We start from the raw sequence: 24,328 nt of genomic DNA, 5'->3' as shown, positions 1-24,328 counted from the left end.
ATGACGAGCCCTTAACGCCGGCTACAGCGATAGACCCGAAAGCGGCTGTTTTCCTCAAGCACATCGACCCGACCGAAGTGCTTTTTCATCAGGACCATGTAGGGCAAAAAGCTGTTGGCCACGATATACAGCGCCCCCTTCGGGGTCAGCTTCTTGCTGGCCTGCTCGATCAGCTTGCGGGCCGGGTCGATCGAGACGTGACGCTCCTGATGAAAGGCCGGGTTGCTGATGATGGCGTCAAAGGGCCCTTCAACACCGTCCAGCATATCGCTGGGCAGCACCTCGCCTTTCAGGCCATTGGCCTCAAGCGTACGGCGAGTGGCTTCCAGCGCCAGATGGTTGATGTCCACGGCCGTGACGTCAGCGCCCTGACGGGCCACCCAGGCACTGATCACGCCATCGCCGCAGCCGGCATCCAGCACGCGCCCTTCCTGAGCCGGCAGAACGTCCAGCAGCATGCGGGTGCCATCATCCAGTCGCCCGTGACCGAAGATACCGGGATGGCTGACTAGGGTGAGATCCAGCGCTTCGAACGTGGACCAGTGATCCCCCGCCTCCCGCTCAATGGTGGTGGCCTCATACAGCGAGCAGCGCCGCGCATTATCGAGACGCTGATGCGACATGCCGCGGGCTTTCAGCTCGCCCGGCACGCGCTTGCCGCCGCCGTGATGCTCACCGACGATGCGCAGTGTACTGCCCACATTGCAGTGCGCATTGAGCTGATCCAGCCACCAGCGCCCCAGATCCATCGTCTTGGGCCAGAACAGCAGCGCCGCCGTCATGCCTTCCGGCGGTGTCAGCCCTTCGACCACCTCATGGCCATGCTTGCGCCACACCTCGGCGATCAAGTGATCCAGACTCCAGATGCGGTGTTTCGCGCCGCTTAAAAGCCCTTCATCCAGCGGCGGGGCGATCAGCCATTCCCCTTCTCTGATGGCGGGTGACTGTCGGTCCAGTAACTGCCCCATGGGCGTGGAAAAACTCATGAATCCCCTGCTTTACTCAAATAATGGCTGGCCTGTCCCGTGACATGGCCATAAAGATAACGGTATATCTCCGAGCAAGCCCGGAAACACCCCTGCGATGAGGTGAAGAATATCAGCTCGGACGATAAACGCTGTAATGAAGATAGCGACCCAGGCGCCAGTAGGGTTCCTGCCGGCAATAGCGATGCTCGAGCTCAAAAAGCCTTTCCAGCGTGGCCTCATCCGGGTCGCGCTCGCGCAGATAATCATGGAACACGCGAATGCCGGTCACGGCCCGAACCTCCAGTCCGGCCTCATTCAGCCAGCGCACCACCTCGTCATGGCGCAGCGGGGAAATCGGCGTCAGGCGCTTGCGTTTACCAAAGCCTGCCAGCTGGTCATCAAGCACCTTTTGCAGATTGCCCTTCACCACGTTGGAAAAGCGCAGCGCATCCTCATTGAACACCATCAGTGACAGCCACCCGTTCGGTGCCAGCTGCTCGGCCAGCCGATGAACCGCCGCTTCGGGATCGATCAACCACTCAAGCACGGCGTGACAGAACATCAGCGGCCACGGCCCGGGCGCCACATCAATCAGGCCCTGCAGATCGCGCTGATAAAAGCGGACATCATGACCGGTCAAACGTGTGCGCGCAGCGGCGAGCATATCTTCGGCCGGCTCCAGCAGCGTGACCGGGTGGCCCTTTTCTGCCGCCCAGTGCGCCATCTGGCCCAGCCCCGCGCCGACATCGACCAGCGGCTGCCCGCTCAGTGGAATGGAAGACTCGATGGCGCGGGTCAACAGCGCCAGGCGCAGCCGTCCGCGGGAGTGATTGTATAAGGAGTGTTCGAACTTCTCGGCCATGCCGTTGAAGTGGCGGTCCGTGGTGATGCGTTCTTTCATGCGGGCTCGATTGGCGGCGTTAATGCGTCAGGGTTTTACTATACGCGGGAAATCCCTATAATGGCGCCCGCTTCGCCCCCATAGCTCAGCTGGATAGAGCGTCCCCCTCCTAAGGGGAAGGTCGCACGTTCGAATCGTGCTGGGGGCGCCAGCGCTTTTCCCCCTATCGCAAAAATCGCAAGCCTAGTCATCCTCGATCAGCCGCTTGCCCATCGTCACGACCTCGTTTTCCTCAAAGCCCATCGATTCATAATACGCCTCCAGCTCCGGCTGACCGCGGCGCACCATCAGCATGATTTTCGGACACCCCCGCTCGATCAAAAGCCTTTCCGCCTGCTCCATCAAAACACGGCCATGGCCGCGTCGACGCTCGTCGGGATCAACCGCCAGGTAATAGAGCCAGCCGCGGTGACCGTCAAATCCCACCATCGCTGACGCCATCACACGACCGTTTTCATCGGTGCCAATCAGAAACAGCGCCGGGTCTTCACTGCGTTTGCGCTCGATATCCAGGGCGGGATTATTCCATGGGCGCGCAAGTCCACAGCGCTGCCAGAGCTCGATGACTGCCGCCTGATCCTCGGGCCTGAAGGTTCGAATCTGCATGTCTATCCCCTTGTTTGTTCATCCCTGCGGCCCCCACCCCATCCTCTCAAAGTGCAGACACTGCAACCGCCAAATCACAACGCAAACATTGCCTTCGGACCAACATATCGCATCAGCTTTGAAAGATATTTCTTCTTTCACGCCGGAGCCAGTCCATGAGTACCCTTCGCCTGCGCCTGCCCTACCCCACTCTTTCACCGGAAGCCTATAAAGGGCTGGGTGCCACCAAAAAACACTGGATCACAGCAGCCTTGGACAGGAACTGATCGAGCTTATGTATTTGCGGGTATCGCAGATCAATGGCTGTGCCTTTTGCCTGAAGATGCACGCCAGTGCCCTGCGTGCCAAAGGCGTGTGTGATGCCAAACTGGACAGCCTTTCAGGATGGCGCGTCAGCGCTCGCTTTGATGATCGGGAAAGGGCCGCGTTGGCATGGGCAGAGTCGCTGGTCAATGTTGCAGAGACGCATGCTCCCGATAAGGACTTCGAGCCGTTGAAAGTGCATTTTTCGGACGCCGAAATCAGCGACCTGACCTTCGCCGTATCACTAATGAGTGCCTTCAATCGTCTGGCGATCGGAATGCGTCAGTAGAGGGCGATCCCTGACACCCTTTCGCTCGCCAAGGGAAAGGATTGGCAAGGCTGCCGGCCCTGAAGATCAGACCACCCTCTCCTACTGCTGGAACGGCAAGGAAGCCGCGTTACAGGAACCTGAATCGAGTGGCAACAGTGGCAACAAGGCAACACATCTCTGAAAGCCGCGTCACAGGCGGGCTGACGCGTTGCCAGTAAAACACTAAAGAGTGGCAACAACTGGCAACACCACACCATAAGAGGGGTTTTCACCCTGATTCTGTTGCCAGTGACTTTTTGACTGGCAACAGTGTTGCCGCGCTGGAACCCGCATGGTTGAGCCTTGTTGCCACTGTTGCCACCCAAAAATCACAGGTGTGAAAACGGATAAGCGTATCGCGCTTATACGAGGCTTTTTTGTGTGGTGGCCACGACCCCAAACCCCTTTCGCCTGCCAGAGAGAAGGATCGACAAAACCGGCGGTGATAATGGCCAGAAGACCCTCATCGAGCGCTGGAACGGTGAGGAAGGTTTTCACAGGGACCTGAAAACGACCGGGAACAGCGGGAACAGTGGGAACATCTCGCTGAAAGCCGCGCCACAGGCTGGCTCGCTTGTTCCCGGTAAGACACTAAAGAGTGGGAACAAACGGGAACACCTACCTATATAGGGGTGTTTTTATCTTTTTCTGTTCCCACTCGATTTTTCAGTGGGAACAATGTTCCCACGCTTGAACCCGCATGGTTGAGCCTTGTTCCCACTGTTCCCGGTGTTCCCACTCAAAAATCACAAGTGTGAAAACGTATCAGGGTAATTTGAATCATTCTCAACAAGAGAGGGGCAAGAAAAGGCTGGATTGGAGCCTGATCATTTCATTCTGGCGAGCGAAAGGGGTTCGTAATGCGTGCTGCTTTTGTCTCACTCTCTCGTTACACAACTTTACTTAATCAGTGCGCTCGAATATTGTGCTGAAAAGACCTGTTGAGCTTGCCGAGAATCGCAAGAGACACCCGTTTTCAGGTCAGCGCGGCAACGTGTATCACAGAGCCGGCTTTTGACCCCACGCTACTGGATGTGGCCGGTGTGAAATGCAAGGAAACGCAAGGTTTTTGGACGTCATAAAACCGCCGCGCGGTCCAGTACAGGCGCGGCCCGGCGGCCCTTGCAAGGGTGCAATAAATCCGACCCATTTAGCGCGCAGGCGGGGCGGGGAGTCGACAGCGCGCTGGGGGCGATTACTGTTTACGACCAGTGTCACTGTGATCAATAGTTATTTCGAGCCTGATAAGACAATGAACTTCGCAATAGAGTAAAAATCGATGAAGTGGATTACGGCCATAGATCTCGAGGCTTGGGGTCGCACTATAGATGCCGCGCTCATGCTGCCTGAACTAGTCGCTGATTTAATTAGCGCAACAGCACCAGAGATTAGGTCCATACGCTTTCCAAGTGGTGGTAAAGGACAGGTACGCGGATTCGATGGCGTGCTAGAAAGCATGAGCGGTATGCCCAACGTTCCTCAAGGCCGCTCGGTTTGGGAGTTTGGCACCTCTGTTAACTATCAGAAAAAAGCGCAAAGTGACTTTGATTCACGCACTAACTCCATCTCAGAAGATGACCAAAAAGATTTAACCCTTGTGCTTGTAACTCCATTCACTTGGGACTCGTCAAATGGTCAGAACAAGATTGAGGATTGGGTACAAGCGCACAAAGAATCATCTAGCTGGAAAGATTTAATTCTGATCGATGGTGTGAAACTAGAGCATTGGTTAGATCAAGCGCCTGCCGTAGCTGCAAAGCATGCACGCCGGACTTTAAAGACCGCACCTATCCATGGTGTACGTAGCATTGATGAATTCTGGAGCGATTTTTCATCGCGATTCGACCCACAGCTCATCGAGAAGATTTTAACGGCTGAGCGTGAAGCCTTGGTAGAGCGGCTGCTAGGTCAGTTAATGGGCCCTCCTCAGGTAATTAAGCTGATTGGCGATGCGCTGGACCATGTTACTGCTTTCGCAGTAGCTGCGATCCGAAGCGCTCATCCTGAAGCGAAAGAATATCTTGAGGCACGCACACTGATTGTGGATACGCATGAAGCTGGGCGGGCACTATATAGTAAATCTAATCTTGTTTTTCTATTGCGTGGCGAAGCTGCTCAAACACCTATAAAACTCAATGAGCCCGCTCCAGTTATAGTGCCTCTCGCAAGGTCGCAACGTATAGCCGAAGGCACATCATTACCACGCCAAAGTAATTTTGCTATCAGCCGCGCGCTTATCGATATGGGTATCGAAGAGCTTAGAGCCGATCAGCTTGCACGAGGTTCGGGTAGCAGTCTTGCCGCTTTAGAACGCAGCATCCCTGGAGGGGCTTGCAATACTCCCCCTTGGATCAATAGTGCTCGACAACTGGTTCCGGCTTTCTTAGCAGGTGGGTGGGATTCGGCAAACTCACTCGACAGAGAGATTTTAGAAACCCTGGCTGGCTACAGCTCTTATCATAGGTATGAGCAAGAGATCCGGGGATTTATCAATCAGGAGGATGCTCCTTTCGAACGCGAGGACACTATATTCAAGGTTCGTGCACCGCTAGATGCATTCATTCATGCTGGTGACCAAATCGGTGAGGAATATCTCGATTTACTTCGACCAGTTATGCAAAAAGTATTTAGTGAATTAGATCCTGACCCCGACCCGAACCAGCCAATTTACATGCGCGAAACTAAAGCTCGCTATAGTGACTGGCTGCGCGATGGCCTAGCTACAGCTTTACTGATGATTGCAGTATGGGAACAACAGGCGAGACTTCCAATTAGATGTGGAGCTGGCCAAGCTTTCGCGAATGAAATTATTGAAAGCCTACCAGGCCTTGGGAAGGATCCGCGCATCCTCACTAGCCTTAAAAATGAACTACCACTATTAGCAGAGGCCGCTCCAAGCCCTTTTATTGAAGCCCTTGAGCAAATGCTTGAGGGCGATGGGGAAGCAATTCGTCCGATTTTTGATGAAATTGAGGGTTTCGCTTTTCCAACTTCGCAGCATACCGGCTTACTTTGGGCGTTAGAAACTTTAGCGTGGCATCCAAAATGGTTCCGTCGAGTGTGTTTGATTCTTGCTCGTATGGCTGAGATTGATCCGGGCGGTAGACTTACCAATCGCCCAATTAATAGCTTAATTGACATATTACTACTTTGGAGTCCTTCAACATTAGCAGGTCCAGAGGCGCGCTTAGCGCTATTAGACGAAATTATCAAACAGAACTCTGAGATCGGATGGACGTTGCTTTTAAAACTTCTTCCGGGAGCAACACAGTCAACCAGCGGCACATCACGGCTACGATTACGCGGCACTGAAATCCCCCCGCCACGTACCATCACTCATGCTGATCTTTGGAAATCGCAGCGCGAGGTAATTGAACGTGCGATTATATTTTGCTCGGGTGATCTCAAGCGGATGCAAGAATTAATTGCCCCTATGATGCGCTTTCCGGATGTTCAATATAAAGCAGCCGTCAGCGAGCTTGAGGCTGTATTAGCTATTTCGTCAGGTAAAGATCGCGGAAATTTATGGAGCACACTTAATGATGAGGTAAAACACCAACGTCGATTTGTTGGAATGGATTGGGCACTTAATGAGGCTGACCTTGCTTCGCTTGAGATGATTATCGAAAAACACCCTCCTGCTGACCCTGTTATTTCAATAGCGGGACTGTTTAACAATTCATCAATTAATCGTGATAGTGAAAAAGACTCAAAATCTCGCACCAATGCTATATCTGAATTAGCAAATTCAGATAATAGCGAAGCTATATTACGTTTAATTAAATCCGCGCGCTCACCTTTTCTTGTCCTACGTGCGATCGATGATTCAGAAATAGAATATGAATTTATTTCTAAACTAGTTCGCGACGCCTTCTCCATTGAAGGTTACAAAGATGCAGCGGGAAGAATCTTCGACATTTACAGAAGAAAGGTAGGCATACCGAAAGCAATTTGTTTAGCGAAATCGCTTTATCAGCCTAACAAGAATGAAAAAGACTTAACAGCTCTTTTTTATACTTGGCCAACTAACACTGATACTTGGCGAGCTATTGCTAAGTTAGGCGATCAGGTTCTTGATTTTTTTTGGTGGAATTATCCGGCACTACCAACCATCGGAACTCGTCGTGAATTAATCTCAGTCGCGTGCGCGTTATTACGCAGAGGTCGAGCTACTATCGCACTTGAGTCGATACAACATCGACTTGAAGAAGTTCCGACACACTTACTCCTTAAAACCCTTGACTTGATAATAATAGAATTAAATTCTGAACATTACCCAACTCACACTTCTTTAATAGACTACGAGATAGGCCAATTATTTAGTGAGCTAGATGATCGTCAACTTAGCGATACTGCTATAGGCCAACGCGAATACGCTTTGCTACCACTACTTCGCAATCATCGACGCAAGCTCAAGCTGTATCTTATTCTCGCTAGCGATCCTGCAACATTTCACTACATTGTTCGTGATGTATATCGAGCAGAAAACGATACAGAACCTACTGGCAATTTGACCGAAGAAAAGAGAAATCGCTGGCGCCAAGCCTATCAGGTTCTCTCCGATTTCGATTTAACGCCAGGGTTTCTAGACACACCTGCAAATTCTGAATTACTTAAAAATTGGATTGATCAAGTAAGAGCGCTTGGTCAAACGCATGACCGCGTTGAAATAACTGAAATTGTTATAGGCAATGTATTAGCGCATGCACCTGAGGACGATATAGATACGGGTTGGCCTCACCGCTTCGTTCGTAATGAGATTGAGCGCAGTCCTAGTAATGCATTGATGCGAGGATTACGCACGGAGAGATTCAATATGCGTGGTGTTACTACACGAGGAGTATTTGATGGTGGTCAGCAAGAACGCGACCTTGCTATCGAGTACCGCCGGCATGCAGTAATCGCTCAAACTTGGCCACGAACATCTAATCTATTGTCCGATATAGCTGAAAGCTGGGACCAAGAAGCCGAGCGAGAAGATCTGGTGGCGCGTCAACAAGCACTACGTAATTAAATGGCTAATAAAATTCCGTTCTACCTCGAAGAGTCTGACCAAGTTCAATAACATATGACTTCCTCTTTCCTTAAGGGAAAAAGGAAGTCAATGTTGAAAGCCGAAAATCTCTGGCATACAAAAAGGTATATCAAGCTCTGATTTAAAATTTTTATTTATTAAAATCAAAGACATGTATATTTTATAGAATCCTGACGGGGGCGCCAGCGCTTTCCGCCTATCGCAATGATCGCAAGCCTAGTCATCCTCGATCAGTCGCTTGCCCATCGTCACGACCTCGTTTTCCGTAAAGCCCATCGATTCATAATACGCCTCCAGCTCCGGCTGACCGCGGCGCACCATCAGCATGATTTTCGGACACTCCCGCTCGATCAAAAGCCTTTCTGCCTGCTCGATCAAAACACGGCCATGGCCGCGTCGACGCGCGTCGGGATCGACCGCCAGGTAATAGAGCCAGCCGCGGTGACCGTCAAACCCCACCATCGCTGACGCCATCACACGGCCATTTTCATCGGTACCAATTAGAAACAGCGCCGGGTCTTCACTGCATTTGCGCTCGATATCCAGAGCGGGATTGTTCCATGTGCGCGTGAGCCCGCAGCGCTACCAGAGCTCGATGACGACCGCCTGATCCTCGTGCCTAAAGGTTCGAATCTGCAAGGTGTTCTCTCCTCCTCGCTTCATGCTCACCGATGGCCACCTTGGTCGATAGCAATACCGGGTTCACCCCCTGACTCAATCCTCCCCACACCACAATTCAAACACCTTCTGCTGCCCCATCTCTCCCATGATGGTTCTGCCCGTGTCTTCAAATCCTGTTTTCTCGTACAGGGCCTGGGCCGCCCTATTTTTGACATTGACCCCAAGCACAATGCTTTTGATCTCCGGCCACTGCCTTTCGACATAGTCTTTCAACAGGATCATCCCCTGCCCGGCATACCCCTTGCCCTGCTCGGAAGCATTCACGGAGAGCGCCCCCAATACGAGTGCCTCATGTTTTCTGTACGGGCTCAGGTGGGTGGGGTCGTGCTTGAGGGCAAAAAATCCGACCGGCTGTTCATCTTTTAAAATCACCATGAAGTGGTCTTCACGATGTTCTGCCATGTTGTCCAGAAGCGTGGCCGGCAGGTCGGTATAGCGTTCCTGCTCACGCGGCAGTGAAAACGCTCGTAGCGCTGGCGCGTGCCTTTCCTCGTAGGTCTGGAGACTGATATTGGGACGGTCAGAGGTCATGTGGCTCCTTGTGCCTCGGCCCGAAGAAGGTGTCAGGTGGCGCGGATGGGTGCCAACGATACCAGAATTTTCGATAGCCCCTTTATGATCAGCCACCTGCACAGAATATCGGTTCTGACCTGATCCGCATCCGGTCAGGTGGCCTCAACCTGGCCATCCTGTCCATCGGCCCCGTCGCGGCCATCCTGTCCGTCGATGCCGTTGCCGCCTGCGCCTCCATCACCGCCGTCACCGCCCTTGCCACCAGCGCCGCCGTCACCACCATCTCCCCCTCTGCCACCGGCACCGCCCTTGCCGCCAGCACCGCCGTTACCGCCATCAACGCCGTTTTTACCGGCCACGCCGTCACCGCCATGGCCACCCTGCGGACAGTCCGCCGTGCCGGTGTTGCCGTCTTTTCCCGGTGCGCCGTTTAACTGGCTGCAATCCGCGGGGTTATCAGCGGCGAGCGCCGGTCCGGACGCTGCCGCCAGCAGCAGGCCACTCGTCAGCAGTAGTTTTTGGGCAAGGTTCATCGAAGCCTCCTTTCACATGGCAGGGGTTGTCTCAATGATGATCTGCCCTGCGACTGTCTCTCTAACGGAAGAAATCTTCAAGACGACCCTGCCAATATCGCGCCGGCGTGCCACCATGACATCATCCCCCCGACCATTGGTGTTTCATGACCCTCGCTTCTCTCAACGATTGCCGGCACTGGGTATTCGACATGGATGGTACGCTGACCGTGGGCATTCATGACTTTCAGTTCATTCGTCGCGAGCTTGAGGTGCCGGATGACCGCGATATTCTCGAGTATCTCGAGTCACTGCCCGAGGCGCAGCGCCGGGACAGCCATGCCTGGCTGATGGAACACGAACGCGAACTGGCCGCACGCGCCACCCCGGCAGAAGGTGCGGTGGCCCTGATACGCGAACTCTGCGAACGGGATTATCGGCTGGGCATCCTGACCCGCAATGCCCGCGAGCTGGCGCATATCACGCTGGAGGTCATCGGCCTTGCCCAGTGCTTTGAGCGTGTCGACGTTCTGGGCAGGGAGGATGCGTCGCCCAAACCGCATCCGGGTGGGCTGGAACATTTCATCAGCCACTGGGGTGTGGCGCCCTCGGAAGTCGTGATGGTGGGCGACAGCCCGCTGGACATGCAGTGCGGGCGCGCAGCAGGCACCCGTACCGTGCTGGTCAATGTGCCGGAAAACTCATGCCCCGAGGCTACCGACCATCATCTGCCGGACTGTCATGCGCTGATGGCGGCGCTGCGCGGGTCATGAGGCGGCCGGCATGACTGGCCCGGTCTTCTGTCAGCTTCCGCGATAGGTCGAATAGGCGTACGGACTCAACAACAGCGGAATGTGATAGTGCGCCACCCCCGATTCGACCTGAAACGGCACCGGAATCTCGGGGAAAAAGGTCTCGGTGCCCTGCCGCTCATACCAGTCGCCGGTTTCAAACACCACTCGATAAACGCCCGCCTCCATGGTCTCGCCCTTCGGATAGAGCGCCGGGATGCGGCCATCGGCATTGGTGGTCTGCGTGGCCAGTGTTTGCCAGCCGCTGTCGGTTTTCTGCTCAAGCATGACCTCAACGCCGGAAGACGGTGTCCCCGTCTGCGTATTGAGAACATGCACGCTCAGCGGGTTCTTGTGGGTACTTGCGCTATCCGCAGCCTGTGACAGCGTGGGTACGGCGCACAGCAGCAACGCGGCACCGGTCATCCATTTGATCATGTTCATCTCCGTGGCAAAGCCTTGTCTGGACCCGATTGAGTCCCTTTATTTCCCGCCCCGAGCGCAAGGCAGGAGTGCGTGTCAGCGAAGGCAAGCTTGCGCCATGGCAAACGCCGTCACCATTACGCCCACATGACAATGTTGTAATGGTGCGATGTTGTCATGGTGCGACGCACCAAAATGGCTCAGGATCACGCCTTCACCGGGAGCACGCCCCGTCGGGAGAAAAGCGGGGAAAAAACGTTGAGGAAAATGACGTGCGCATTCTGATCGTTGAGGACGAAATCAAGACGGCTGACTATCTGCACAAGGGGTTGAGCGAGTCGGGCTATACCGTGGATGTTGTCCATGACGGCCTGCTGGCTCGCGAGCGCATTCTCGAAGGTCATTTTGATCTGTTCATTCTGGATGTGATGGTCCCGGGCATGGATGGATGGCAGCTGCTGCAGTTCATTCGCAGTCGCTGGCAGACGCCGGTGCTGTTTCTCACCGCGCGCGATGCGGTCGCCTATCGAGTGCGTGGGCTGGAGCTGGGCGCCGATGACTACCTGATCAAGCCGTTCTCGTTTGTGGAGCTGCTGGCGCGGGTGCGCACGCTGCTACGCCGGGGGCCTCCACGTGAGGTCCATCTTTTTCGCGCCTCGGACCTTGAGCTGGATGTTCTGCAGCGTCGGGTCGTACGTCAGGGGCAGGTCATTCATTTGACCAATCGGGAGTTCGCCCTGCTGCACCTTTTGATCAGTCATGAAAACGAGGTGCTCTCACGCACGCATATCGCCTCTCAGGTCTGGAACATGAACTTTGACAGCGATACCAACGTGGTGGATGTCGCCATTCGCCGTCTGCGCAGCAAGATCGATGAGCCCTTCGACATGCGCTTGATTCATACGGTACGCGGCATGGGTTACTGCCTTGGGTCCAACCCTGTAAGCACGATGCCATGAGGATGATTCCTCGCTCGCTGGCCTGGCGGCTGGCGCTCATGTTTGCCCTGGCCACCGCGCTACTGCTCGGCGGTATCGGGGTGTATCTCTATCACGCGCTGGAGCATGAAATTGTCTGGCGCGATGATCAGGCGCTCAAGGGTCGGCTCGAGCGGATGACAGCGCTGCTCAACGACAGCGATAGTCTTGAAGTGCTGCGCCAGCGCCCCGGGCTGTATGCCAACATGCTGGATAACCGCGAAAGCCTGTTATGGCTGCTGGATGCCCGGGGTCAGGCATTGCTGGAGGTCAACCCGGTACAGCGTACCGTACCGCAGCTGCCCCGCACCCGGAGCATTCGACTCGAGACACTGAAGACACCTTCGCCGGCGCGTCTGGCCTGGGTAACGGTGCATTTTCAGGGACAGCCGGTCACGCTGGTGGCGGGGCGCGTGCTGGACGAGCGTACCCGCATGCTCGGTGATTATCGCCACCGGCTGCTGGCCTCGCTGCTGGGCGGTGCCTTGCTCGCGCTGATGCTGGGCTACTGGATTGCACTGCGCGGGCTGGCACCGGTCCGACGGCTGGCCGAGCGTATCAGTGACATCGATACCCGTCATCTTCATCATCGCCTGCCGCATACGGGCGAGGTCAGCGAGCTGCGCGTGCTGGGACGTGATCTCAACGTCATGCTCGAGAGGCTCGAACAGGGTTTCATGCAGCTGTCACGATTTTCGGAAGATCTGGCGCATGAGATGCGCACGCCCCTGAGCAATCTGATGGGTCAAACCCAGCAGGCCATGCAGCGAGACAGAAGCATCGAGGCCTATCAGAGCCTGCTGGGCTCGCATCTGGAAGAATATGAGCGGCTCTCACGCATGATCGACAGCATGCTGTTTCTGGCCCGCGCCGAGCAGCCCGATGCCACCTTCCATCACGCCCCGGTGGATTTACAGGCGCTGGTCGCGCAGCTATGTGACTACTTTGAGGGCATGGCCGAGGAGCGGGCGCTGACGCTGGTGCCCTGCGCTTGCGGGTGGGTCAATGGCGATGTCGACCTGCTGCGCCGGGCGCTGGCCAACCTGCTCGCCAATGCCCTGCGCTACGCAAACGCCAACAGCACTGTGACCATCGGCACGCGCGCTCATGATGACGTCACCGAACTTTATGTGTGTAATGACGGCCCACAGATCGAGGCGAAACATCTGCCGCTGGTATTCGAGCGTTTTTATCGCATCGATGCCTCCCGCCAGACACCGGATGATTCCGGCGGGCTGGGGCTTGCCATTGTGCGCGCCATTGCCGGTCTGCATGGCGGCACAGCGTCGGTGGACAATCACAGCGACGGGGTATGCTTTTATCTGCGACTGCCGGTCGCACAATCGCTATCCTGACGCGACGCACTGTCCCAGAATGGGGCACTTTTTTGTTCTAAAGGGAATGTCGTGGCATGTCATCGGTGAGCTATACAAAAAAGGGGTATCAGGCGGCCCTGGCGCTGGTCGGGCTGTTGCTGGTGGCCATCAACCTGAGACCGGCGCTGACCAGTGTTTCCCCTGTCCTTAAAAATATCGCCGCCGGGCTGTCGCTGTCGCCGGCCGCTCAGGGCGTTCTGACCACCCTGCCAGTGGTTTGCCTCGGGCTGGCAGCACCGCTGGCGCCCAAAATGTCGCGTCGTATTGGTCCTGAGCGCACCATCTTCATCATTTTGATCCTGCTGGCCGTAACGCTGATGGTGCGCCCCTTCAGCGGTATGCTGGGGCTTTTCGTGTTCACGGCACTGGCGGGGGCCTGCATCGGCATCATGAACGTTCTGCTGCCGGGCATCGTCAAGCGCGACTTCCCGACCCGGGTCAGCCTGATGACAGGGCTTTATACCGTCGCGCTCAACCTGGGCGCCTCAATGGCGGCCGGGGCGACCGAGCCGCTGCGTCAGGCCTTTGGTGATCAATGGCAGCCATCGCTGGCTTTCTGGCTGGTGCCGGCCGTGATCGCCGCGCTGATCTGGATTCCTCAACTTCGGATTAAACATACCGTTCGCATCCGCCCCCGGGGTGGCCACTCGCTGTATCGCAGTGGCCTGGCCTGGCAGGTCACGCTGTTCATGGGGCTGCAGTCGTCGTTGGCCTATACGGTATTTGGCTGGCTGCCGACCATTTTGCAGGACCGCGGCGTGGCACCGGTGACGGCCGGCCTTGCGCTGTCGGTCTCGATTCTGTGTCAGGTGATCACCGCCATCGTGGCGCCGCTGACCGGCGGGCGTATGAAGGATCAGCGTGCGGTATTGATCGGGGTGATGATGCTCACCCTGTGTGGCCTGGCGGGCTGTCTGTATGCATCCACCGACAGCCTGTGGCTGTGGATCGTGATTCTGGGACTGGGCCAGGGGGGCACGTTCAGCATGGCGCTGACGCTTCTCGCCCTGCGCGCCCCGGATGCCGATACGGCCTCCGAACTCTCCGGCATGGCGCAGGGCTTTGGCTACGTGCTGGCCGCCTTCGGGCCGCTGCTGGTGGGGCTGTTGCATGACTGGTCGGGCGGCTGGGACGTGGTGGGGATCCTGCTGGGCCTGATCGGGCTGGCTGCCATGATCGTGGCACTGGGTGCCGGTCGCAATCGCCTGGTCCGACAGCCCGACTGAGCTGCTGCCCTGCTCACAAGTAACCGCGCTTCATAAAAAAACGCCCCGCTGGTGCGGGGCGTTTGGTTTTGCCATGACAGGGGCCCGATCAGCTCAGGCGCTGCATGTAGTCGATATAGCCGAAGGTCCTGACCGTTCGAACCTGGCGGCTTGTTTCATCGATCCGGCAGATCGAGGGCAGGCGAATGCCGTTGAAGGTGGTGGTTTTGACCATGGTGTAATGCGCCATGTCGGTGAACACCAGCCGGTCGCCAATCTCGAGCGGCGCGTCAAAGGCGTAGTCGCCGATCACGTCACCGGCCAGACAGGTCATGCCGCCCAGCCGATAGGTATGCGCCTTGTCACCCGGATGCGCGCCACCAATGATCTCGGGACGGTACGGCATCTCCAGCACGTCCGGCATATGGGCCGTGGCAGAGGTGTCGAGAATCGCGATCGGGCCGTTGTTATCGACAATATCCAGTACAGTTGCCACCAGGTATCCGGTATTGAGCGCAATGGCTTCACCCGGCTCCAGATAGACTTCCAGATGCGGATAGCGCGCGCGGAAATCACGAATCACACGCACCAGTCGCACCACATCGTAATCCTCACGCGTGATGTGATGCCCGCCGCCGAAGTTGACCCAGCGCATCTCGCCGAGATATTGACCGAACTTTTGCTCAAATGCCGCCAGCGTCTCTTCCAGCGCATCACTGTTTTGCTCACACAGGGTGTGAAAGTGAAGCCCTTCGAGACCCTCGAGATCACCCGGCGCGATATCGCCTGCGCGGGTGCCCAGCCGGGAGCCGGCGGCGCAGGGGTCATAAAGCGCCACGGCGCCGGTGGAGTGCTCGGGGTTAACCCGCAGTCCACAAGAGGGGCGTCGCGGCGACGATGCGACCGTGTCGCGATGACGCCGCCACTGACCGGGCGAGTTGAAACTCAGATGATCGGCATAGCGCAAGACTTCCGTCATCTCGGCTTCGGTAAAGGCCGGCGAGTAGACATGCACCTCGCCGCCGAAGGTCTCGGCTCCCAGACGCGCTTCATCCTGCCCACTGGCCGTCGTGCCGACCAGATACTCTCGCACCAGCGGGAAGCTGTCCCACAGGGCAAAGCCCTTCAGCGCCAGCAGGATTTTCGCGCCGCTGTCCCGTTGCACCTGTCCAAGCCGCTCGAGATTGCGTTTGAGCAGCGCGTCATCGACCACGTAGGCCGGTGACGGGCAGGCATGGATGTCGAAGTCGATTTGGGTATCGCTCATCAATGCTCAGCCCAGCGGGTCATGGTCGGGGTCAAGCTCGACCATCTGCCAGGGCAGGCCCATGTCGCCGATGCGTTCCATGAAGGGATTCGGATCGAGCTGCTCGACGTTGAACACGCCATCGCCCTTCCAGAGACCTTCCAGCATCAGCATGGCACCGGTCACTGCCGGGACGCCGGTCGTGAACGAGATCGCCTGGGACTGCACTTCGGCGTAGCACTTCTCGTGATCGCAGATGTTGTAGATATACACCTTGCGACGCTTGCCATCCTTGATGCCATCGAGGATGACGCCAATGTTGGTCTTGCCTTTGGTGCGCGGGCCAAGCGATGCCGGGTCTGGCAGGACGGATTTCAGAAACTGCAGCGGCGAAATTTCACAGCCGTTGACGTTGATCGGCTCGATGCTGGTCATGCCGACATTTTCCAGCACCTTGAGATGTGTCAGGTATTTCTCGGAGAAGGTCATCCAGAAGCGAATGCGCTCGATGCCCTTGATGTTACGGGCCAGTGATTCCAGCTCTTCGTGATAGAGCAGATAAAGATCCTTTTCACCGATACCGTCGAAATCAAAGGTACGCTTTTCCGACAGCGGCGCGGTTTCGACCCATTCGCCCTTCTCCCAGTAGCGACCGTTCGCGGTGATTTCGCGAATGTTGATCTCCGGGTTGAAGTTGGTGGCAAACGGATAGCCGTGGTCGCCGCCATTGGCATCAAGGATGTCGATGCGGTGGATCTCGTCAAACAGGTTCTTCTGGCCATAGGCGCAGTAGATGTTGGTCATGCCCGGATCGAAGCCGCAGCCGAGCGTGGCCATGTTGCCCGCTTTCACATAGCGATCCTGGAAGGCCCACTGCTCCTTGTACTCGAACTTCGCTTCATCGGGATGTTCGTAGTTGGCCGTGTCCAGATAGGGCACGCCGGTACGCAGGCAGGCTTCCATGATGGTCAGATCCTGATAGGGCAGTGCCACATGGATCAGGATATCCGGCTTGAAGGATTCAATCAGCGCAACCAGAGCCTCAACGTCATCGGCGTCGACCTGCGCGGTCTGAATGGGACGCGACAGCTGATCGGCAATCGCCCTGCACTTTGTTTCGTTGCGGCTGGCCAGACAGATCTCGCCAAACACTTCAGGGTGTTGTGCACACTTGTGGGTCACAACCCCACCGACGCCACCGGCGCCAATAATCAGAACCTTGTTCATGGAGTCAATTCCAGATCGGGAAAGTCAACAGTGGTAAGGGTCTTATCGGTAGTGGGCAACCAACTTTTCACCAGGAAAGATTCAGCACACCCCGACCCGATGCCACCCCGGTCGTGGTCTCACCTGCCCAGAAGGCATTGCGGCAAGAAGGCGCCGATGATGGCCTTGCCGGCCGCCGGTCTCAAGTGTTTTTACATTAATATGTGAGGACAGACGGGCACCAAAGGGGCTGGCGCCGTCATCGAGTCAAGGAGGCCCGGCTGTCACCAACGAGGGGATGCATCCGCATCGAAATGTCTTTACCATACTGGGGTATAGTATATAGAGACGTTGTCATGCCGCATTCTCCCGCTGCAAAAAAGCGTGTTCTTACCCGGGTGCGTCGCATTCGAGGCCAGTGTGAGGCGCTGGAACGTCAGCTGGAAGCCGGCGCCGAGTGCGCCCCGATTCTGCAACAGATCGCGGCCATGCGCGGTGCCATCAACGGCCTGATGTCGGAGATGATGGAAACGCACATCCGTGAGACCTTTGGTGAAGGTGCTGCCAGCGACGAGGCGCGTAATGCGCGCGTCGATGAGACGGCCTCACTGATCCGTTCCTATCTGAAATAGCCTGTGGTCCGATCATCAAACCCTTCGCAACCTCAAGGAGAGTCACTTGAAATCACGTGCTGCTGTCGCCTTCGGGCCGGGCAAACCGCTCGAAATCGTTGAAATCGACGTTGAACCGCCCCGCAAGGGCGAAGTACTGGTGCGCATTACGCATACCGGCGTGTGCCATACGGATGCTTTTACGCTCTCCGGTGAAGACCCGGAAGGTATCTTCCCGGCCGTACTGGGCCATGAGGGGGGCGGTATCGTCGAGGCCGTCGGTGAAGGCGTGACCAGCGTCAAACCGGGCGATCACGTCATCCCGCTCTACACCGCCGAATGCGGCGAGTGCAAGTTCTGCCGTTCCGGCAAGACCAACCTGTGCTCGGCCGTTCGCGCCACCCAGGGCAAGGGGCTGATGCCGGATGGCACCACGCGCTTTTCCTACAACGGTGAGCCCATCTATCACTACATGGGCACCAGCACCTTCAGTGAGTATACGGTCGTTGCCGAAGTGTCACTGGCCGTGATCAACGAAGAAGCGCCGCTGGAAAAGGTGTGTCTGCTGGGCTGTGGCGTGACCACCGGCATCGGTGCCGTGCACAACACTGCGAAGGTCAAGGAAGGCGATACCGTCGCCATCTTCGGTCTCGGCGGCATCGGGCTTGCGGCCATTCAGGGCGCCGTTCAGGCGAAGGCCTCACGCATCCTGGCCATCGACACCAATCCGGACAAGTTCGAGCTGGCACGCTCCATGGGGGCTACCGACTTCATCAACCCAAAGGATCATGATCGTCCGATCCAGGAAGTGATCGTCGAGATGACCGATGGCGGCGTGGACTTCAGCTTTGAGTGCATCGGCAACGTTGATGTCATGCGCTCGGCGCTGGAGTGCTGTCACAAGGGCTGGGGCGAGAGCATCATCATTGGCGTGGCAGGCGCCGGCAAGGAGATCAGCACCCGTCCCTTCCAGCTGGTGACCGGTCGGGTCTGGAAAGGCTCCGCCTTTGGCGGCGTCAAGGGTCGCTCGCAGCTGCCGGGCATGGTCAATGACTATCTGGGCGGCAGGATTGACCTTGATCCCTTCGTCACGCATACCATGCCGCTGGAACAGATCAATGAAGCCTTTGACCTGATGCATGACGGCAAATCGATCCGCACGGTCATTCACTACTGATCGAGCGCCAGTGCACAGGCGTCACTGGCCATCATAAAGGGGCGGGACAGCGAAGATGCTGTCCCGCCCCTTTTATGCATGCCCTGCTGCATCAACGTATTGCATCAGCGTCTCATGCCGGCCAAATGCCCTGTTCACCGCTGACGACGATCGTTCCACGTATGGGCCGTTGGTCAGGCACAGCCGCCCGCATCAGCGTCGGGCATAGGCCAGGGCGTCAAACGCGGCAATGCCGAGCGAGCCCCGGCAGGCGCCGAGTCACGTTTTGCCAGCAGCAGATCAATCTGATCGGGGGTCATCGGGCGAGAAAGAAAATACCCCTGCGCCAGCGGACACCCGAGACGCTGCAGCATCTGTAACTGCTCCAGGGTTTCCACACCTTCAGCCACGATGTCCAGTTCAAGGGTCCTGCCCAGCCACAACAGACTTTGCATGATTGCCATGGAGCGCTTGTGAAGGACCATGCGCAGCACAAAGGCGCGATCCACCTTGATGGCGTCAATCTCGTACTGATCAATATAGCTCAGCGCCGAATAGCCGGTGCCGAAGTCATCCAGCACGATGCTCACGCCCAGTGCGCGGATATCATGCAGGATCTGACCGATAACGTCGGGGTGATAACGAAAAACGCCTTCGTTGATTTCAAGCTGCAGTAGATGCGCGGGCACCCCGCTGCTTTCCAGCGCCGACACCAGATCACTCTTGAAACTGTGATGCTTGAGCTCCTGGGCCGAGACATTGATGTTCAGCGTCAGCTGGTCACAGACCTCGGGATACGCCCGACGCCAGACCGCCAGCTGCTGACAGGCTTCATGAACGACCCAGTGACCGATATCCCGCAGGATACCAAGCTCCTCGGCCATGCCAATAAAGACTTCCGGTGCCACCCTGCCACGCTGGGGATGCTGCCAGGTCAACAGGGCCTCGATGCCCCTGATCGACCGCGAATGCGGCTCATGAATGGGCTGATAGCACAGCGTAAACTCGTCACGCTTCATGGCATGGCGCAGATCATTTTGCAGCGCCAGCGCCTCGACCACGCTTGCACGCATCGAGGGCGTAAAGAAAACATAGCGCCCGACGCCCTCTTCCTTGGCCGCATACATGGCGGTGTCGGCATCACGCAGCAGCTCTTCGGGTGTGTGGTAATGCGCCTCCAGCAGCACAATCCCGATGCTGCTGGAGGAAAAGATATTCTGCCCCTGAATTCTGAAGGGCTTTTGCAGACACTGAGCGATGCGATGGGCCACCTCACCGGCGGCCCGCCCCGGCGAAACATCCTCGATCAGCACCACGAATTCGTCCCCGCCAACGCGGGCCAGGGTATCGACGCTGCGCAGACAGGATTCGAGCCGGCGCGCCATGTCCATTAACAGCTGATCGCCGGCGCGATGACCGAGACTGTCATTGACGAGCTTGAAGCGATCCAGATCCATGAACAGTACGGCGGCTTCAGGCTGCGACGGTGGCGTTCTTGAAAGCAGCTCGCGCAGCCGACCCATGATCCAGGCCCGATTGTAAAGCTCGGTCAGGTTGTCATGGGTCGCCGCCCAGGACAGCTCCTGTTCGATACGCTGACGCTCCAGCAGCCTTGCCTCCAGCGCCATGTTTTCCGCCTGCGCCCGGCGTGCCTGCTGCTCGATCGACTCGGCGCGCTTACGCTCGCTGATGTCACGCTGCACCGAGATCCAGTGAGTGAACCACCCTTTTTCGTTGGCCACCGGGACAATGCTGAGCTCGACCCAGAACTCACTGCCATCACGGCGGGAGTTCAAGAGTTCGACTTCCACGGGCTGCCACTTTTCCAGCGCTGCTCTCAGGTGGTCCAGCGTGGCGCGATCGGTCTTCCCGTTTTGCAAAATACGTGGGGTCTTGCCCAGCACCTCGGCTTCGCTATAACCGGTCGTGCGAGTAAAGGCGGCGTTGCAGTAGACGATGCGCGGCCCGGGCAGGCCGAACGGCTCGGCTTCGGTAATCAGGATGGCATCGTTGGCATGGACCACAACCGACTCCAGCAGCCTGAGGCGTTCACGCCCGCTGGTATTGACAATATCGATCGGTTCACGAATCTGCTGACAGTCATGATGACGGCCAAGCTGGGCGGCGTGCGTATGCAGCACGTAGCACTGCGCCGTACTCAACCCCCGCCGAGGACGCACGTCACAGACCATCAGCAGGCCCAGCAGCTCATCGCGTTCCGAGCGCACGACGTTCAGTGCCGCAAAGGCAATGCCTTCCGGCCAGGGCAGGTCCGACAGGGGCGCCTCGGTGCGACGAACATCCTCAAGGGATAAATATCCTTCACTGCTGCTGTCAATCAAATGACACAGCATGGCGATATTGTCGCGCGATAAAGAAACGGTCAGGCCACTTCCATAACCGGCCATGACGTCACCACAGGTGCCGTAAAAAACGCTGCGGGCACAGTCAGTGGCATGCGCTGCGCTGCGCAGCAACTGTTGTAAGGGGGCACCCTTGCGGTCGTAGGATACGGTCATGGTTGGTCCATCATCTCTTTGGAGCCTGCTTCGTTGATAACGGCCTCAATGCATTTTCCTGAAGTGACCTTAAACATTATCCCATAACATAAGTTCCATTGGCTTAAGGTTTATCAGTCATGGCCGATAAGACGGCATCATCAGGCAACCCCCCTCGACTGCAATAAGGGTGTAGAGCGAACATGAAGCTGATCGATGACATGACCGTCAAAACAAGCTGGACACTGGTGATTGCCGTTTTCGTGGCATTGATCATGGGGGTCAGCGCCCTCGGGCTTTATGGTCTTCATTATAGCCAGTCCACCCTTTTGCAGCTTATGGCCGAGGAAGGCAGTCGCAACAGTCAGTTACGAGCCGATTTTGAAACCACGGCGCAGGTGCTGCGAACGATCATGGTGCTGGCCATCGTGATGGCGATCCTCGTCAGTGCCGTGGTGATGTGGGGGGTAACCGTCAACGTCATCAATCCGCTCAAGCGACTCGTCACCCACTTTGAACGCATGTCGAAAGGCGACCTTTCCATGGCCGCCGAACAGCGCGGTGACAACGAAATCGGTCGACTCTTCAATGCCCTTTCCAGCACCCAGCGCAGCCTCTCTCATACGGTCAATACCGTGCGCCAGGGCAGCCACCGCATTAACGACAATGCGCGCCTGATTGCCCGCGACAACACCGACCTGTCCGCCCGTACCGAACAGCAGGCTGCCTCGCTCGAGCAGACGGCAGCCAGCATGGAAGAACTGACGGCCACCGTGTCACAAAATGCCGAAAACTCCCGTCAGGCCAGCCAATTGGCTCAGGAAGCGTCACATCAGGCGCAGCGCGGCGGCGAGGTCATTGTCGAAGTACAGCAGACCATGGAAGGGATCAGTCAGAGTTCACAGCAGATGGGCGATATCATTGCCCTCATTGACTCGATTGCCTTTCAGACCAACATTCTGGCGCTTAATGCCTCTGTCGAGGCCGCGCGGGCCGGTGAGCAGGGCAAGGGATTCGCCGTCGTGGCCGGTGAAGTACGGGCACTGGCGGGTCGCTCAGCCAGCGCGGCCGGCGATATCCGCGAGCTGATCGATAATTCTCTCAAGCGGGTCAACAGCGGCTCGACCCTGGTGGAGCAGGCCAGCACGACCATGCAGGGCATTGTCGAGTCCGTCCAGCGTGCTACCGGCCTCATCAGTGAAATTGCCTCGGCATCGCAGGAACAAAGCAGCGGTATCACTCAGGTCAATCAGGCCATCTCACAGATCGATCAGGTGACGCAGCAAAACGCCGAACTGGTGCAAAACGCAGCCCAGGCAGCCAGCGAGCTGGAGCGTCAGGCGCACGCACTGCGTGATTCGGTTGACCTCTTCGTGCTCCCTGAAGAGCCTGGCCTGCAGACCGAACCAAAGGCCTCAAACGTTCATACGGCAAAGTCTGCACATCCCATCAGGCAGATGACCAGAATCTCCGAAACGCCCGACACTGACAAACCCGCCGCACCGGTCACCAGACAGTCTGCACTGTCGCCGGCAAAGGCCCCTGCTCCCACGACGCCAGCACGCAGTACACGTGTCACCAGTGACGAGGATGAATGGGAAACCTTCTAGCGGGGTCTGCAACAGCGCATGAACGCCTGTCGCCATGAGGGATACAGCCTGCAGTAAAAAGGACCGCGGATGCGGTCCTTTTTGCAGGCGGGCATATCGTCACGGATCATGATCGATCTATCCCCGCCTCCAGTGCCAGTAACGCCTGTTCGATGGCTTCTACATGGGCATCGTCATGGCCCATATCGCGTATCGAGTCCGCCAGCATCAGCAGATAGTCGCGATTGGGGCCGCTGGGGCCGACCGCCGTCGAAATCTGTTGGGCAATTTCCAGTGCCGAGGCTTCCCCGAGCCAGGCTTCGTTGCCTTCGGTGGCCATGTAAACCAGTGCTTCACTGCGCTCACCGTCATCAAAATAAAGATCAGTCACAACACGCAGATAACCGTTTTTTTCCCGGACATCGAGTCCTTCGAGCACATCAGGCGTAATCAGATAGGCCATGCCATGACAGACGGCATCTTCCCGCGGTACCAGGGTGGCCACCCGGCCCGGCCATTCGAGCGTACCGCGATGGTCATGTGAGCCCTGCCAGAAACGACGCGTCCATCCCCTGATGCTGGCAGGTCGACGCGCCTTGAAGGCAAAACCGGTCTTGTAGATCAACGAACCGTAGCCAAACAGCCACAGTGGCGCATCAGACACATCCGTGCGGATGCGGGAGGTCGCGTTCATTGGTGTCTCAGGCATGGATACATCACGACATTGAAAGTGGGCAGTCAAGGATTAAAGCCGCGCAGGCCCCATGGTCAGCCGGTGCTTTCAACCTCCTCTTCATCATTGTCTGCCACCAGCGCGCCCGTGCGCGACAGAAGTTGTTCCACCTCGGGATGGCCGGGTACTTCAGTGACGTCATCGGACTCCAGAAGGGCATCAACATCGTCAATGGTACAAAGCATGCCCTCAACGACGACATAGGGCACGCTGCCGCGTTTTTGTACCTGTCGCACCAGCTTCATGGAGGCCGGTACACATTGCAGTAGAGGACTGGCCTGCCACGCCTGCGGGACGCTGGCCATCGCAGCCTGCTCATCGCAGCCAGCCGCCACAATATGCTCTCCTTCAAGCACAACGACGCCTGCAGCAACCACGCTTGTAGTAGAAAGGTCGTCCATGGATTTTTCCTCAAGTGCCCGATAAGAATGACTATTCTAAACGGCCGGAGCCAAATCATCATCTTCCGATCCCGTTGAAGGACACCCTTGCGTCTGCGACTGCCCTGCGTCAACGGCCATCATCCATCGGCATCGCTCAGACTCGCCCTCGCAGCGTAGGGCCACTGGCCGCTATCGCGGTGGCTTTTGCCGTGCATCAGATACTCGAAGGTCTCGTCTGTCCGGACATCGATGGCATTGATTGGCCCAGCCACTGTGCTCATCTGGAAGAAGGCGTTGAAGAAAAG

At 57.0% G+C, this 24,328-nt stretch carries 20 protein-coding genes, 1 tRNA gene and 1 pseudogene; 10 read left to right on the top strand and 12 right to left on the bottom strand.

All coding sequences use genetic code 11. From position 1 onward, the window contains the following. Positions 1 to 11: 11 nt before the first annotated feature. Both ACUN8C_RS04710 and ACUN8C_RS04705 read right to left on the bottom strand, forming a co-directional pair. A complete protein-coding gene (locus tag ACUN8C_RS04710) occupies positions 12 to 986 on the bottom strand; it encodes a methyltransferase (RefSeq protein ID WP_445621143.1) in 975 nt (324 codons plus the stop codon). Positions 987 to 1,098: 112 nt separating this feature from the next. Next, complete coding sequence (locus ACUN8C_RS04705) at positions 1,099 to 1,869, bottom strand: methyltransferase domain-containing protein (protein ID WP_445621142.1); 771 nt, start codon at positions 1,867 to 1,869, stop codon at positions 1,099 to 1,101. A 74-nt stretch (positions 1,870 to 1,943) separates the two neighbouring features. Between ACUN8C_RS04705 and ACUN8C_RS04700 the strand changes: the two genes are divergently transcribed. Continuing rightward, positions 1,944 to 2,020: transfer RNA gene (locus ACUN8C_RS04700), tRNA-Arg, on the top strand. Positions 2,021 to 2,052: 32 nt separating this feature from the next. Here the strand turns inward: ACUN8C_RS04700 and ACUN8C_RS04695 are convergent. Continuing rightward, positions 2,053 to 2,475: a GNAT family acetyltransferase gene (locus ACUN8C_RS04695; RefSeq protein ID WP_445621141.1), complete on the bottom strand. Its 423-nt coding sequence runs from the start codon at positions 2,473 to 2,475 to the stop codon at positions 2,053 to 2,055. Positions 2,476 to 2,749: 274 nt separating this feature from the next. On the opposite strand from ACUN8C_RS04695, the gene ACUN8C_RS04690 reads away from it, so the two are divergent. Beyond that, entirely contained in the window at positions 2,750 to 3,067 is a 318-nt protein-coding gene (locus ACUN8C_RS04690) for a carboxymuconolactone decarboxylase family protein (protein ID WP_445621140.1), read from the top strand. 1,300 nt (positions 3,068 to 4,367) lie between these two features. Then, entirely contained in the window at positions 4,368 to 8,102 is a 3,735-nt protein-coding gene (locus tag ACUN8C_RS04685) for a hypothetical protein (protein ID WP_445621139.1), read from the top strand. A 237-nt stretch (positions 8,103 to 8,339) separates the two neighbouring features. Here the strand turns inward: ACUN8C_RS04685 and ACUN8C_RS04680 are convergent. From ACUN8C_RS04680 to ACUN8C_RS04670, 3 genes and pseudogenes are all read right to left on the bottom strand, one after another. Further along, positions 8,340 to 8,693: pseudogene (locus ACUN8C_RS04680) on the bottom strand (GNAT family acetyltransferase); the annotation flags it as partial. Positions 8,694 to 8,837: 144 nt separating this feature from the next. Next, positions 8,838 to 9,335 carry a GNAT family N-acetyltransferase gene (locus tag ACUN8C_RS04675; protein ID WP_445621138.1) on the bottom strand — a complete coding sequence of 166 codons (498 nt, stop codon included), beginning with the start codon at positions 9,333 to 9,335 and terminating at the stop codon, positions 8,838 to 8,840. A gap of 134 nt (positions 9,336 to 9,469) precedes the next feature. Further along, the gene (locus ACUN8C_RS04670; RefSeq protein ID WP_445621137.1) at positions 9,470 to 9,850 is read right to left on the bottom strand and encodes a hypothetical protein; all 381 of its coding nucleotides are present in this window, start codon (positions 9,848 to 9,850) and stop codon (positions 9,470 to 9,472) included. 146 nt (positions 9,851 to 9,996) lie between these two features. On the opposite strand from ACUN8C_RS04670, the gene ACUN8C_RS04665 reads away from it, so the two are divergent. Continuing rightward, positions 9,997 to 10,602 (top strand): HAD family hydrolase, encoded by a 606-nt coding sequence (locus ACUN8C_RS04665; protein ID WP_445621136.1) that lies wholly within the window; start codon positions 9,997 to 9,999, stop codon positions 10,600 to 10,602. A gap of 30 nt (positions 10,603 to 10,632) precedes the next feature. Here ACUN8C_RS04665 and uraH read toward each other — a convergent pair whose 3' ends face one another. Then, positions 10,633 to 11,058: a hydroxyisourate hydrolase gene (gene uraH, locus ACUN8C_RS04660; RefSeq protein WP_445621135.1), complete on the bottom strand. Its 426-nt coding sequence runs from the start codon at positions 11,056 to 11,058 to the stop codon at positions 10,633 to 10,635. 257 nt (positions 11,059 to 11,315) lie between these two features. Here uraH and ACUN8C_RS04655 point away from each other — a divergent pair, with 257 nt between their 5' ends. From ACUN8C_RS04655 to ACUN8C_RS04645, 3 genes are read left to right on the top strand one after another with little or no spacing between them, the layout of a single operon-like run. Continuing rightward, entirely contained in the window at positions 11,316 to 12,002 is a 687-nt protein-coding gene (locus tag ACUN8C_RS04655) for a heavy metal response regulator transcription factor (protein ID WP_445621134.1), read from the top strand. Beyond that, positions 11,999 to 13,375 (top strand): heavy metal sensor histidine kinase, encoded by a 1,377-nt coding sequence (locus ACUN8C_RS04650; protein ID WP_445621133.1) that lies wholly within the window; start codon positions 11,999 to 12,001, stop codon positions 13,373 to 13,375. The genes ACUN8C_RS04655 and ACUN8C_RS04650 overlap by 4 nt, the downstream gene beginning before the upstream one ends. A gap of 56 nt (positions 13,376 to 13,431) precedes the next feature. Next, entirely contained in the window at positions 13,432 to 14,622 is a 1,191-nt protein-coding gene (locus ACUN8C_RS04645; protein ID WP_445621132.1) for a CynX/NimT family MFS transporter, read from the top strand. A gap of 88 nt (positions 14,623 to 14,710) precedes the next feature. Here the strand turns inward: ACUN8C_RS04645 and nspC are convergent, their stop codons facing one another. Next, positions 14,711 to 15,868 (bottom strand): carboxynorspermidine decarboxylase, encoded by a 1,158-nt coding sequence (gene nspC / locus ACUN8C_RS04640; RefSeq protein WP_445621131.1) that lies wholly within the window; start codon positions 15,866 to 15,868, stop codon positions 14,711 to 14,713. A 6-nt stretch (positions 15,869 to 15,874) separates the two neighbouring features. Further along, a complete protein-coding gene (locus ACUN8C_RS04635) occupies positions 15,875 to 17,074 on the bottom strand; it encodes a saccharopine dehydrogenase family protein (protein ID WP_445621130.1) in 1,200 nt (399 codons plus the stop codon). 335 nt (positions 17,075 to 17,409) lie between these two features. Here ACUN8C_RS04635 and frmR point away from each other — a divergent pair, with 335 nt between their 5' ends. Next, positions 17,410 to 17,685 carry a formaldehyde-responsive transcriptional repressor FrmR gene (gene frmR / locus ACUN8C_RS04630; protein ID WP_445621129.1) on the top strand — a complete coding sequence of 92 codons (276 nt, stop codon included), beginning with the start codon at positions 17,410 to 17,412 and terminating at the stop codon, positions 17,683 to 17,685. 46 nt (positions 17,686 to 17,731) lie between these two features. Continuing rightward, positions 17,732 to 18,841, top strand: coding sequence for an S-(hydroxymethyl)glutathione dehydrogenase/class III alcohol dehydrogenase (locus tag ACUN8C_RS04625; RefSeq protein ID WP_108843233.1), 1,110 nt, complete (start codon positions 17,732 to 17,734; stop codon positions 18,839 to 18,841). 173 nt (positions 18,842 to 19,014) lie between these two features. Here ACUN8C_RS04625 and ACUN8C_RS04620 read toward each other — a convergent pair whose 3' ends face one another. Beyond that, entirely contained in the window at positions 19,015 to 21,339 is a 2,325-nt protein-coding gene (locus ACUN8C_RS04620) for a putative bifunctional diguanylate cyclase/phosphodiesterase (RefSeq protein WP_445621128.1), read from the bottom strand. A 182-nt stretch (positions 21,340 to 21,521) separates the two neighbouring features. Between ACUN8C_RS04620 and ACUN8C_RS04615 the strand changes: the two genes are divergently transcribed. Further along, on the top strand, positions 21,522 to 22,928 hold the full coding sequence (locus ACUN8C_RS04615; protein ID WP_445621127.1) for a methyl-accepting chemotaxis protein: 1,407 nt from the start codon (positions 21,522 to 21,524) through the stop codon (positions 22,926 to 22,928). A gap of 106 nt (positions 22,929 to 23,034) precedes the next feature. Here ACUN8C_RS04615 and ACUN8C_RS04610 read toward each other — a convergent pair whose 3' ends face one another. Continuing rightward, entirely contained in the window at positions 23,035 to 23,601 is a 567-nt protein-coding gene (locus tag ACUN8C_RS04610) for a gamma-glutamylcyclotransferase (protein WP_445621126.1), read from the bottom strand. Between the two features lie 74 nt (positions 23,602 to 23,675). Then, complete coding sequence (locus ACUN8C_RS04605) at positions 23,676 to 24,041, bottom strand: hypothetical protein (RefSeq protein WP_445621125.1); 366 nt, start codon at positions 24,039 to 24,041, stop codon at positions 23,676 to 23,678. Positions 24,042 to 24,328 lie beyond the last annotated feature (287 nt).

It is taken from the genome of Kushneria sp. Sum13, assembly GCF_052692355.1.
This window is presented reverse-complemented; position numbering and strand designations above follow the sequence as displayed.